Genomic DNA, 12,252 nt, shown 5'->3' with positions numbered 1-12,252 from the left:
AACCGAGCGACGGTGCATGCTGTCATTCGTGCAGGTGTCAGGCGCGCCACCGGAGGCAGCGCGCCCTGCCCGCTTAGTCTTCGCTTGGCGCCTCGGCCGCGTCGTCGGACACCGCGTCGATCGCGTCGTCCAGATCGGCACTGTGCAAGTCAGCAGCATCGATGTCGGCATCATCCAGCTCAGCGCCTTCCAGCACTTCACCGTCTTCGCCAACCAGCACTTGCCCTTCCACTTCCGAAGGCTCCTGCACACGCTCAAGGCCAACCAGCGTCTCGTCAGAGGCCAGCTTGATCAGCGTGACGCCCTGGGTGTTACGGCCCGAACTGGACACTTCGTCCACACGGGTGCGCACCAAGGTGCCCTGATCGGAAATCAACATGATTTCCTCGCCGTCCTGCACCTGAATGGCGCCGATGAGCTTGCCGTTACGCTCTTTGGTGACCATGGCGATAACGCCCTGACCGCCACGACCGCGACGTGGGAATTTGCTCAGCGCGGTGCGCTTGCCGAAGCCGCGCTCGGAGGCAGTGAGAATCTGCGCGCCGGATTCAGGAATCAGCATGGAAATCAGCGTTTGCCCTTTGCCCAAACGCATACCGCGAATACCACGGGCGCCACGGCCCATCACGCGGATCGAGCTTTCAGCGAAGCGAATCACCTTGCCGGAGTCGTTAAACAGCATGACTTCCTTGGCGCCGTCGGTGATGGCCGCTGCGATCAAGGTGTCGCCTTCTTTCAACTTCAAAGCAATCAGGCCGCTGGTACGCGGACGGGCGAATTGCGACAACGGCGTCTTCTTCACGGTGCCCATAGCGGTGGCCATAAAGATGTACTCGCCGGTCGGCTCAGCCACCCACTCAGCGGTCTCGCCTTCGACTTCTTCGACTTCCGCCGCCTCTTCGGCTTCCACCACTTCGCCTTCGATCACGTCTTCGGCGTCGTCCAGATCGTCGTCAGCGCCGGCGGTTTTCTGCAGGGCTTCGAGGTCGATCTGCAGCATGGTGGTGATGTATTCACCTTCGTCCAACGGCAACAGGTTGACCAATGGACGACCACGGGCAGCGCGGGACGCTTCCGGAATTTCGTAGGTTTTCAGCCAGTACACCTTGCCCTTGCTGGAGAACAGCAACAGCGTAGCGTGGCTGTTGGCGACCAGCAGGTGCTCGATGTAGTCCTCATCCTTCACGCCGGTAGCTGACTTGCCTTTACCGCCGCGACGCTGGGCCTGATAGGCCGACAGCGGCTGGGTCTTGGCATAACCACCGTGGGAAATGGTGACCACACGCTCTTCTTCGGTGATGAGGTCACCCAGCGTCAGGTCCAGACGGGTGTCGAGAATTTCAGTGCGACGCTTGTCGCCGAACTCAGCCTTCACGCCTTCCAGCTCTTCGCGGATCACTTCCATCAGGCGCGTGGCGCTGGTCAGGATGCGGATCAGCTCGCCGATCTGGTCGAGAATTTCTTTGTACTCGGCCAGCAGTTTTTCGTGTTCCAGCCCGGTCAGGCGGTGCAGACGCAGGTCGAGAATCGCCTGAGCCTGTTCCGGCGAAAGGTAGTACTTACCGTCACGCAGGCCATATTGCGGGTCGAGGTCTTGCGGGCGGCACGCTTCGGCGCCAGCCGCTTCAACCATGCCCTGCACGGCACTGGATTCCCAAGCCTGGGAAATCAACGCTTCCTTGGCTTCAGCCGAGCTAGGCGAGGCCTTGATAACCGCGATAACGGGGTCGATGTTGGACAGCGCAACCGCCTGACCTTCAAGGATATGGCCGCGTTCACGGGCTTTGCGCAGCAGGTAAACGGTACGGCGGGTAACCACTTCACGGCGGTGAAGAATGAACGCTTCAAGCAGATCCTTGAGGTTCAGAATCTTCGGCTGGCCGTCGATCAGTGCCACCACGTTGATGCCGAATACGCTTTGCAGTTGGGTCTGCGCGTAGAGGTTGTTGAGGATCACCTCCGGCACTTCGCCGCGACGCAGCTCGATGACGATGCGCATGCCGTCTTTGTCGGACTCATCGCGCAGCTCGGTGATGCCTTCGAGCTTCTTCTCTTTCACCAGCTCGGCGATCTTCTCGATCACGCGGGCTTTGTTGAGCTGATACGGCAGCTCGGTGATCACGATCTGCTGGCGGCCACCGACTTTGTCGATGTCTTCGAACATGGCGCGGGCGCGAATCTGGATGCGACCACGACCGGTGCGGTAGGCCTCGATGATGCCGGCACGACCGTTGATGATCGCCGCGGTCGGGAAGTCCGGACCGGGGATGTAGTGCATCAGGTCGTCGATCGTCAGCTCGGGGTTGTCGATCAGCGCCAGGCAACCGTCGATAACCTCGGTGAGGTTGTGCGGCGGAATGTTGGTCGCCATGCCCACGGCAATACCGCTGGAACCGTTGACCAGCAGGTTGGGGATCTTGGTGGGCATAACGGCCGGGATGATTTCGGTGCCGTCGTAGTTGGGCACCCAGTCGACCGTTTCTTTGTCGAGGTCGGCCAGCAGTTCATGGGCCAACTTGGTCATGCGCACTTCGGTGTATCGCATGGCGGCGGCGTTGTCGCCGTCTACCGAACCGAAGTTGCCCTGGCCGTCGACCAGCAGGTAGCGCAAGGAGAAGGGCTGCGCCATACGGACGATGGTGTCGTAAACCGCCGTATCACCGTGGGGGTGGTACTTACCGATTACGTCACCGACCACACGGGCGGATTTCTTGTAAGCCTTGTTCCAGTCGTTGCCCAGCTCGCTCATCGCGTACAGAACGCGACGGTGCACGGGCTTGAGGCCGTCACGTGCATCCGGCAAGGCGCGCCCTACGATTACGCTCATTGCGTAGTCGAGGTAGGACTGTTTCAGCTCGTCTTCGATATTGACCGGGAGGATTTCTTTGGCCAGTTCGCCCATGAGAAGCCTGGTTCCTTTTTCTGGTGAAACTCCGCGCATTCTTCCTGAATGACGGGGAGCTCGCCGTTGCCGCCTTCAGGCCACAACGACACATGACAAATCAACGAGTTATGGCATGGATCTGCGCAATTGGGGTGGCCATGGCAGGCCCCCTTGAAAACTGACGGAGAGTACCACAACCGATGCCCTGAACCTATCCCCGCAACGCAGGCCGCGCGTCAGGCGAGGCCATATAAATGACATCACCTGAACGGGCACAAACGCTAATAAATGAAGGCGTTAGTGCAGACGCTTGCGGCACATGAGCAGGGCCATCTTGGCCTTGTCCGGACGCTCGACCACACCCTTCTCGGTAACGATGAAATCGATCAGGTCAGCCGGGGTCACATCGAACACCGGATTCACCGCCGGCACATCCGCCGCCACCCGCTTGCCAGCCAGCTCCAGCAACTCACTGCCGGCGCGCTCTTCAATCGGAATGTCGTCGCCGCTTTCCAGGTTCATGTCGATGGTCGAGCTCGGCGCCACCACCATAAAGCGCACGCCGTGGTGCATGGCGTTTACGGCCAATTGATAGGTGCCGATCTTGTTGGCCACATCGCCGTTAGCGGTGATGCGGTCGGCGCCGACGATTACCCAGGTGATGCCTTTGGTTTTCATCAGATGCGCCGCCGCCGAGTCGGCGTTCAGGCTCACCGGAATACCTTCGTTGAGCAGTTCCCAAGCGGTCAGGCGCGAGCCTTGCAGCCACGGCCGGGTTTCGTCGGCATACACGCGCTCGACCAAGCCATCCAGGTAGGCCGCCCGAATCACGCCCAACGCCGTACCGAAGCCGCCAGTGGCCAGGGCGCCGGTGTTGCAGTGAGTCAGCAAGGTTTGCAGGTTGCCTTGATGGCGGCGAATCAGGTCGACTCCTAATTGCGCCATGGTCAGATTGGCCTCGCGGTCGCTCTCGTGAATGGCCTCGGCCTCGGCATTCATGATCGCCAACGCATCGTCGCTGTCTTTGATGCGGTACAGGCGCTCACGCATGCGGTTCAGCGCCCAGAACAGGTTGACCGCCGTGGGCCGCGAGTTATTGAGGGTTTCGAAGTCTTCTTCCAGCGCCATCTGCCAGTCATCGCCTTCGGCCATTCGCGCCCGCACACCGAGCGCCAGGCCATAAGCGGCAGCAATACCAATAGCCGGGGCGCCGCGCACTACCATGTCTTTGATCGCTTGGGCGACACCGGCTGCCGAGTCGAAGCGCACCCAGGTTTCCTCGAAAGGCAACGCACGCTGGTCCAGCAGGTACAGCGCGCCATCCCGCCAATCGATGGCTGTAACCTTCTCTGCTGCCAACAATTGCTCGCGCATGACCATCCTCGTACTCGGAAGCGAAAAGCCGCGGATTATAGCGAGCCCCACACTTGGGCGCTCGGGTATACTTCGTCAGCGCAAAAACCCGTCCAGGCCAGCGTTCCGAGCCTGGCGTAGTCAACTTCCTACGTAGACGTAGGCGATACTGTCAAAGCCTACTGTTACACGCCCATCGTTATAGCCTCTGGATGCCGCCATGCCCAACACCGCCGCCCCGCTCGACCTGCTGCTCCTGCCAACCTGGCTGGTGCCTGTCGAGCCTGCCGGCGTGGTGTTGCAGGAACACGGTTTGGGTATTCGCGATGGCCGCATCGCCTTGATCGCCCCGCGCGACGAGGCCCTGCGCCATCCGGCGACCGAGGTGCGCGAGCTGCCGGGCATGTTGCTCAGCCCAGGCCTGGTTAACGCTCATGGTCATGCGGCGATGAGCCTGTTTCGCGGCATGGCCGACGACAAAGCGCTGATGAATTGGCTGCAAGACCACATCTGGCCCGCCGAAGCCAAGTGGGTGGATGAAGCCTTTATTCGCGACGGCACCGAGCTGGCGATTGCTGAACAGTTGCAGGGCGGCATCACCTGTTTCTCCGACATGTACTTTTTCCCGGAAGTCGCAAGCGAGCTGGTGCACACCAGCGGGATTCGCGCGCAGATCACCATTCCGGTGCTGAACTTCCCGATCCCCGGCGCCCGTGACGCCGATGAAGCGCTGCGCAAGGGCCTGAACCTGTTCGACGACCTCCGTTTGCATCCGCGCATCAAGGTCGCCTTTGGCCTGCACGCGCCGTACACCGTCAGCGACGATAAGCTGGAAAACATCCGCATGCTCGCCGAGGAGCTGGATGCCGGCATTCATATGCATGTGCAGGAAACCGCCTTTGAGGTGCAGCAAAGTCTGGAGCAGCATGGCGAGCGCCCGATGGCCCGCCTGGCTCGCCTCGATCTGCTCGGCCCGCGATTTCAAGCCGTACACATGACTCAGGTAAATGACGAAGATCTGCAGTTGCTGGTGGAAAGTAACGCCAGCGTTATCCATTGCCCGGAGTCGAACCTGAAACTGGCCAGCGGCTTTTGCCCAGTCGAGCGCTTGTGGCAAGCGGGGGTCAACGTCGCCATTGGCACCGACGGCGCGGCCAGCAACAACGACCTCGACCTGCTCGGCGAAACCCGTACCGCCGCCATGCTGGCCAAAGCCGTGGCCGGTTCCGCCACCGCCCTAGACGTACACCGTGCCCTGCGCATGGCTACCTTGAACGGCGCCCGCGCGTTGGGCCTGGAAAATGAAATCGGCTCGCTGGAAATCGGCAAGGCCGCCGACATCGTGGCATTTGACCTCACCGAATTGGCGCAACAACCGGTGTACGATCCGGTCTCTCAATTGATCTATGCCAGCAACCGAAACAGCGTCAAACATGTCTGGGTCGGCGGTAAGCAGTTGCTCGACAACCGCCGCCTGACCCGCATGGACGAAGAAAAACTGCACGCCAGCGCCCGCGCCTGGGGCCAGAAAATCGCCACCAGCCGCGCGCCCTTGAAATGACCAAGGGCTCCCTGGCCGCCACCGAATTCGATTTGAGGAAACCTGTATGAGCAACGTCGACCACGCCGAAATCGCCAAATTCTCCGCCCTCGCCCACCGCTGGTGGGACCGCGAAAGCGAGTTCAAGCCGCTGCACGACATCAACCCGCTGCGGGTGAACTGGATTGATGAACGGGTCAACCTAGCTGGCAAGAAAGTGCTCGACGTCGGCTGCGGCGGCGGCATTCTCAGCGAAGCCATGGCCCAGCGCGGCGCCACTGTTACCGGCATCGACATGGGCGAAGCGCCGCTCGCCGTCGCGCGTTTGCACCAGCTGGAATCCGGCATACAGGTGGAATACCGCCAGTGCACCGCCGAAGCCCTGGCCGAAGAAATGCCCGAGCAGTTCGACGTAGTCACCTGTCTGGAAATGCTCGAACACGTGCCGGACCCGGCCTCGGTGATTCGCGCGTGTTACGCCATGGTCAAACCCGGCGGCCAGGTGTTTTTCTCCACTATTAACCGCAACCCCAAGGCGTACCTGTTCGCCATCGTCGGCGCCGAATACCTGATGCGCCTGCTGCCGCGCGGTACCCACGACTTCAAGAAATTCATTCGCCCGTCCGAACTCGGCGCGTGGAGCCGCTCCGCCGGCCTGGAAGTCAAAGACATCATCGGCTTGACCTACAACCCGCTGACCAAGCACTACAAGCTGGCCAACGACGTAGACGTCAACTACATGATCCAGACCGTGAAGGGGGCCTGATGCGCCTGCAAGCGGTTCTTTTCGACATGGACGGCACGCTGCTCGACAGCGCGCCAGACTTCATCGCCATCGCCCAAGCCATGCGCGCCGCCCGCGGCCTGCCGCCGATGGAAGACAAGCTGATTCGCGACCACGTCTCCGGCGGCGCCCGCGCCATGGTGCTGCGCGCCTTTGACGTAGACCCGATGTCCGAGCAGTTCGAAGCCCTGCGCCTGGAGTTCCTGGAGCGCTATCAGGACCACTGCGCCGTGTTGACGAAGCCGTTCGACGGCATCGCCGAGCTGTTGGCCGACATTGAGCACGCCAAGCTGATTTGGGGCGTGGTCACCAACAAGCCGGTGCGCTACGCGGAGCCGATCATGGAACAGTTGGGCCTGGCCAAGCGTTCGGCCATTCTGATTTGCCCAGATCACGTCACTAACAGCAAACCGGACCCCGAGCCGCTGTTGTTGGCCTGTTCGCGCCTGGGCCTGGACCCGGCGAGCGTGCTGTATATCGGCGACGACTTGCGTGACATCGAATCGGGCCGCTCCGCCGGCACCAAAACCGCAGCCGTGACCTACGGCTATATCCATCCCGACGACAACCCGCGCCATTGGGGCGCCGACGTGGTGGTTGATCACCCGTCCGAACTGCGCGCCGTGCTGGATCGGGCGTTGTGTAGCTGCTGACTGTTTGATTCCCGGTCGGCCGCTTCCCAGCGCCCGACCGGCTTATTCCTAGAGAGACTGCTGATGTTCGACTATTCCGCCCGCCCCGACTTGCTCAAGGGCCGTACCATTCTCGTGACTGGCGCCGGCCGTGGAATCGGTGCCGCCGCTGCAAAAACCTACGCCGCCCATGGCGCCACCGTTCTGCTGCTCGGTAAAACCGAAGCCAATCTGAGCGCCGTGTACGACGAGATCGAAGCGGCCGGGCACCCGCAACCGGTGGTGATTCCCTTCAACCTGGAAACAGCGCTGGCGCACCAGTACGACGAACTGGCGGTGATGATCGAAAACGAATTCGGCCACATCGACGGCGTGCTGCATAACGCGTCCATCGTTGGCCCGCGCACGCCGCTGGAGCAGCTGTCTGGCGACAATTTCATGCGCGTGATGCAGGTGAACGTGAACGCTATGTTTATGCTCACCAGCACCTTGCTGCCGCTGCTGAAACTGTCTGCCGATGCGTCGATGATCTTCACCTCCAGCAGCGTAGGACGCAAAGGCCGGGCCTATTGGGGCGCCTATGGCGTCTCGAAATTTGCCACCGAAGGCCTGATGCAAACGCTGGCGGACGAAGTGGCCGACATCACCAACGTGCGCGCCAACAGCATCAATCCGGGCGCCACCCGCACCGACATGCGCGCCCACGCCTACCCCGGCGAAAACCCGATGAACAATCCGCTGCCCGCAGAGATCATGCCGGTGTATCTGTACCTGATGGGGCCAGACAGCCAAGGCGTGAACGGCCAAGCGTTCGACGCGCAGTAAGCGCCCACAAAAAAGCCGCTCAACAGAGCGGCTTTTTTGTGGGCGTCAGATTCGTTACTTCGCCATCAAACGCCACGCGCGGTGGATTTTCGCGTTGCGGGCGAAGTCCGGATCGAGCGTGCTGGCGGTAATTTCTTCCACCTGATACCGCGCCGCCAGTCCTTCATCGAGCTGGAACTTGCGGAAGTTGTTGGAGAAATACAGCACGCCACCGGCCGCCAACCGCGCCATGGCCAGGTCCAGCAACTGCACGTGGTCGCGCTGCACGTCGAACACACCTTCCATGCGCTTGGAGTTGGAGAAGGTCGGCGGGTCGATAAAGATCAGGTCGTATTCCTCGCGGTCTGCGGCCAGCCAGTTCATCACATCGCCCTGCTCCAAACGGTTCTTGTCCGAGAAGCCGTTCAGCGACAGATTGCGCCGCGCCCAGTCCAGGTAGGTTTTCGACAGGTCGACGCTGGTGGTCGTGCGCGCGCCGCCTTTGGCCGCGTGCACAGACGCCGTGGCGGTGTAGCAGAACAGGTTGAGGAAACGCTTGCCGGCCGCTTCGCGCTGGATGCGCAGGCGCAGCGGGCGGTGATCGAGGAACAAGCCGGTGTCGAGGTAATCGGTGAGGTTGACCAGCAACTTCACGCCGCCTTCGCTGACCTCGGTAAAGGTGCCTTGGCTGGCTTGGCGCTCGTACTGCTTGGTGCCGCTCTGGCGCTCGCGACGCTTGATCACCACCTTCGACTTATCGATACCGAGCGCCTGCGGGATGGCCGCCAGGGCGTCGAACAGCCGCCCCTGGGCCTTGTCGGCGTCGATGGTGCGGGGCGGCGCGTACTCCTGAACGTGCACCCAGTCGTGGTACAGATCGATAGCCAGGGCGTATTCAGGCATGTCCGCGTCATAAACACGGTAGCAATCCACGCCCTCACGGCGCGCCCATTTGCCCAGGGTTTTCAGGTTCTTCTGCAATCGGTTGGCAAACATCTGCCCGCCTTCGCTCAGGCGTGCCTGCTCGACTGGCGCGCTGGCCGGCGCCTCGACTTCATGCCCCTGGGCCGCTTGCTCACGCTCGCGCTCGCGCTGCTCAGGGGTGCGGCGCTCGCCAGTAACGAATTGCTCGGGTTGCACCTTGATCAGCAGCAGCTTGCAGGGCAGTGCGCCGTTCCAGAAGGCGTATTGCTTGTGGCTACGAATGCCCATGCGCTTGCCCAGATCTGGCGCGCCGGTAAACACCGCCGCTTCCCAGTTCATACACGCCTGGCGCAGGCGTTCACCGAGGTTTTGGTAGAGATAAAGCAAGCTGGCTTCGTCCCCCAGACGCTCACCGTACGGCGGGTTGCACACCACAAGGCCGGTCTGGTTGTGGTCAGGGCGCGGCTCGAAGGTGGCGACTTCGCCCTGGTACACCTTGATCCAGTTGGAAAGGCCGGCGCGCTCGATGTTGTTGCGCGCCGGTTGAATCAGGCGAGGGTCGGCCTCGTAACCGCGAATCCACGACGGCTGTTTCGCCAGCCCGTCGTCCGCACGCTGCTGCGCCTCGGCGTGCAGCTTTTTCCACAGCGCCGGCACGTGGCCGAGCCAGGCGGTAAAGCCCCAGCGCTCGCGCTTGAGGTTGGGAGCGATATCGGCAGCAATCATTGCCGCTTCGACCAGGAAGGTGCCGACACCACACATGGGGTCGGCCAGCGCGCCACCGGCAGCGGCAATACGCGGCCAGCCGGCGCGAATCAACACGGCGGCGGCGAGGTTTTCTTTCAGCGGCGCGGCGCCTTGCTGCAAGCGGTAGCCGCGCTGGTGCAGGCTGTGGCCGGAGAGGTCGAGCGAGAGGATAGCTTCGCCACGGTCCAGGCGCAGGTGAATGCGCAGGTCCGGGTTGAGTTTGTCGATGGAGGGACGCTCGCCGGCGCTGGTGCGCAGCTTGTCGACGATGGCGTCTTTCACTTTCAGGGCGCCGAAGTGGGTGTTGTCGATACCCGAGCCGTTGCCGCTGAACTCGACGGCCAGGCTGCCGGCCGCGTCAAGGTGCTCAGCCCAGTCGACGTCCAGCACCCCGTCGTAGAGGTCGTCGGCATTGGCCATGGGAAAGCGCTTGAGCACCAGCAATACGCGGTTGGCCAGGCGCGACCAGAGGCACAGGCGATAGGCCGTTTCCATCTGCGCGAAGCCGCGGATCGCCGAGGTGTGTTCACGGGTTTCCTCCAACCCCAGCGCGGTGGCTTCCTCAGCGAGCAAGCCTTCCAAGCCCTTGGGGCAGGTAAGAAAAAGTTCGAAACGATCCGACATGTGTATTCCAGTGCCTAAGCGTAATGGCGCGCAGTTGAGCTGCGTGCCCGGTTAAAAACCGGGGTTCTACCCTCCGGTCCCGCGCATCGAAATGAAGCGCTTGGTGAGCCTTACGGCTCGAGCTGCCAGGCCAGCCCGTGTGAAAGCAGCCTAGACGCAACCCCTTTGCCGCGCCTGCTTGCAGGTTTGGCGGCGGTATCCGACACCAAAAAAAGGCGACGGACACCGCAAAAAAACGTATTCGAGACCCTTCGTCGGAATCGATGAACATCGCAACTGCGAAAATATCGCACTGGCCAATCGCCGTTATTTCCAGCTGCGGCCCCGGCCCCGTTGGCGCAGGCCGTACCGTAGCGGTTTGCTTATGGCCGCACCACGACAAACGTTACGTGCTTATGACAAAACGATCATTCCCAGCACCCGCCGCATTCGATAGAAATCAACTCAGCCCAACGTCGCAACGGCGCTGGGAGGAGACCCGTAACGCCGGCAGCGGGCTCCACTGGCAGAGGCTTTCTGCCAGGCCTCGTCAAGAGGCGAACCAGGACATAACAGTCAACAAGTGAGGGCAACACCCTATGAGAAGACTTAAGCGTGATCCTTTAGAAAGAGCTTTTTTGCGCGGCTATCAATTTGGCGTCCATGGCAAATCTCGTGAATTGTGTCCATTTACTCTTCCGTCCGTGCGCCAAGCCTGGATCAACGGCTGGCGAGAGGGTCGCGGTGACAACTGGGACGGACTGATCGGCACCGCCGGTATCCATAGGCTTAATGAACTCAACGCAGTCGGTTAAACAGGGAAACTCCGACTACTTATTTACTCTCCGCTTAACCATGCACGTCCCATCCGGACGGCGGGCGAGAGCCCAGGGCCTCCTTTAAGGAGGCCTTTTTTTATTGGCTGCGTTTTTCGCCTTTGGGTTATTTGGCCTTGGGCATCGCCCCGATGGCGTCCACCGCTTCGCGGATCAACGCGGGGCCCTTATAGATAAAGCCCGAATAAATTTGCACCAGACTCGCGCCCGCCTCGATTTTCTCGGCAGCGTGCTTGCCCTCGGTAATGCCACCCGCAGCGATGATCGGTAAACGCCCGCCCAACTCGGCGGCCAATGCTCGGACGGTGTAGGTGCTCTTTTCGCGCACCGGCGCGCCGGACAACCCGCCCGCCTCGTCACCGTGCTCCAGGCCTTGCACGCCGTCGCGGCTCAAGGTGGTGTTGGTGGCGATGACGGCATCCATTCCGGCCTGCACCAAGGCGTTGGCCACTTCGACGATTTCTTCATCGCTCATGTCCGGAGCAATCTTGATCGCCAGCGGCACGCGCTTGCCGTGCACTTGGGCCAAGTCTTCCTGGCGCTGGCGCAGCGCTTCGAGCAGTTGTTTGAGCGAGTCGCCGAATTGCAGGCTGCGCAGGCCCGGGGTGTTGGGCGAGCTGACGTTGACGGTCACGTAGCTGGCGTGGGCGTAGACCTTATCCAGGCACAGCAAGTAATCATGGACGGCGCGCTCGACCGGCGTGTCGAAGTTCTTGCCAATGTTGATGCCCAGCACGCCTTTGAATTTCGCCGCCTGAACCCGCGCCAGCAGATGGTCGACGCCGTGGTTGTTAAACCCCATGCGGTTGATGATGGCTTCGGCTTGCGGCAGGCGGAAAAGGCGGGGCTTGGGATTGCCCGGCTGCGGGCGCGGCGTCACGGTGCCGATTTCCACAAAGCCGAACCCTAACTGGGCGAAGCCGTCGATGGCGTCGCCATTCTTGTCCAGCCCGGCCGCGAGGCCGACAGGGTTGGGGAAATCCAGGCCCATCACCCGCACCGGCACGCGCGCCGGCTGTTTGCAGAACACGCCATTCAAGCCCAGGCGGCCGCCGGCGCCGATCATGTCGATCGACAACTCATGAGAGGTTTCTGCGGAGAGTTTGAAAAGCAGGTCGCGGGCCAGGGTGTACATGGGCGGGCTT

The 12,252-nt window shown here is 61.7% G+C and carries 9 protein-coding genes; 5 read left to right on the top strand and 4 right to left on the bottom strand.

The features are described 5' to 3' along the window. Nucleotides 1-73: 73 nt before the first annotated feature. Together gyrA and mtnA are read right to left on the bottom strand one after the other, a co-directional pair. Nucleotides 74-2,902 carry a DNA gyrase subunit A gene (gene gyrA / locus ACZZZP_RS08700; protein WP_463382433.1) on the bottom strand — a complete coding sequence of 943 codons (2,829 nt, stop codon included), beginning with the start codon at nucleotides 2,900-2,902 and terminating at the stop codon, nucleotides 74-76. Between the two features lie 279 nt (nucleotides 2,903-3,181). Further along, nucleotides 3,182-4,258 carry an S-methyl-5-thioribose-1-phosphate isomerase gene (gene mtnA, locus ACZZZP_RS08695; RefSeq protein WP_122497884.1) on the bottom strand — a complete coding sequence of 359 codons (1,077 nt, stop codon included), beginning with the start codon at nucleotides 4,256-4,258 and terminating at the stop codon, nucleotides 3,182-3,184. A gap of 199 nt (nucleotides 4,259-4,457) precedes the next feature. Between mtnA and ACZZZP_RS08690 the strand changes: the two genes are divergently transcribed. The 4 genes from ACZZZP_RS08690 (at nucleotide 4,458) to ACZZZP_RS08675 (ending at nucleotide 8,018) form a co-directional block, all read left to right on the top strand. Continuing rightward, nucleotides 4,458-5,798 carry a TRZ/ATZ family hydrolase gene (locus ACZZZP_RS08690; protein ID WP_463536444.1) on the top strand — a complete coding sequence of 447 codons (1,341 nt, stop codon included), beginning with the start codon at nucleotides 4,458-4,460 and terminating at the stop codon, nucleotides 5,796-5,798. 46 nt (nucleotides 5,799-5,844) lie between these two features. Further along, a complete protein-coding gene (gene ubiG / locus ACZZZP_RS08685) occupies nucleotides 5,845-6,543 on the top strand; it encodes a bifunctional 2-polyprenyl-6-hydroxyphenol methylase/3-demethylubiquinol 3-O-methyltransferase UbiG (protein WP_463382432.1) in 699 nt (232 codons plus the stop codon). Further along, the gene (gene mupP / locus ACZZZP_RS08680; protein WP_463382431.1) at nucleotides 6,543-7,214 is read left to right on the top strand and encodes an N-acetylmuramic acid 6-phosphate phosphatase MupP; all 672 of its coding nucleotides are present in this window, start codon (nucleotides 6,543-6,545) and stop codon (nucleotides 7,212-7,214) included. The genes ubiG and mupP overlap by 1 nt, the downstream gene beginning before the upstream one ends. 63 nt (nucleotides 7,215-7,277) lie before the next feature. Further along, nucleotides 7,278-8,018 carry a YciK family oxidoreductase gene (locus tag ACZZZP_RS08675; RefSeq protein WP_122497877.1) on the top strand — a complete coding sequence of 247 codons (741 nt, stop codon included), beginning with the start codon at nucleotides 7,278-7,280 and terminating at the stop codon, nucleotides 8,016-8,018. A gap of 54 nt (nucleotides 8,019-8,072) precedes the next feature. Here ACZZZP_RS08675 and rlmKL read toward each other — a convergent pair whose 3' ends face one another. Next, a complete protein-coding gene (gene rlmKL / locus ACZZZP_RS08670; protein WP_463536443.1) occupies nucleotides 8,073-10,292 on the bottom strand; it encodes a bifunctional 23S rRNA (guanine(2069)-N(7))-methyltransferase RlmK/23S rRNA (guanine(2445)-N(2))-methyltransferase RlmL in 2,220 nt (739 codons plus the stop codon). Between the two features lie 578 nt (nucleotides 10,293-10,870). Here rlmKL and rmf point away from each other — a divergent pair. Continuing rightward, nucleotides 10,871-11,086 carry a ribosome modulation factor gene (gene rmf, locus ACZZZP_RS08665; RefSeq protein ID WP_122453312.1) on the top strand — a complete coding sequence of 72 codons (216 nt, stop codon included), beginning with the start codon at nucleotides 10,871-10,873 and terminating at the stop codon, nucleotides 11,084-11,086. A 127-nt stretch (nucleotides 11,087-11,213) separates the two neighbouring features. On the opposite strand, the gene ACZZZP_RS08660 is transcribed toward rmf, so the two are convergent. Next, complete coding sequence (locus ACZZZP_RS08660) at nucleotides 11,214-12,242, bottom strand: quinone-dependent dihydroorotate dehydrogenase (protein WP_463382430.1); 1,029 nt, start codon at nucleotides 12,240-12,242, stop codon at nucleotides 11,214-11,216. Nucleotides 12,243-12,252: the final 10 nt, after the last annotated feature.

This window comes from Pseudomonas sp. AC211, assembly GCF_979258055.1.
The sequence above is the reverse complement of the archived record's forward strand: the minus strand, read 5'-3'. Positions and strand labels throughout refer to the sequence as shown.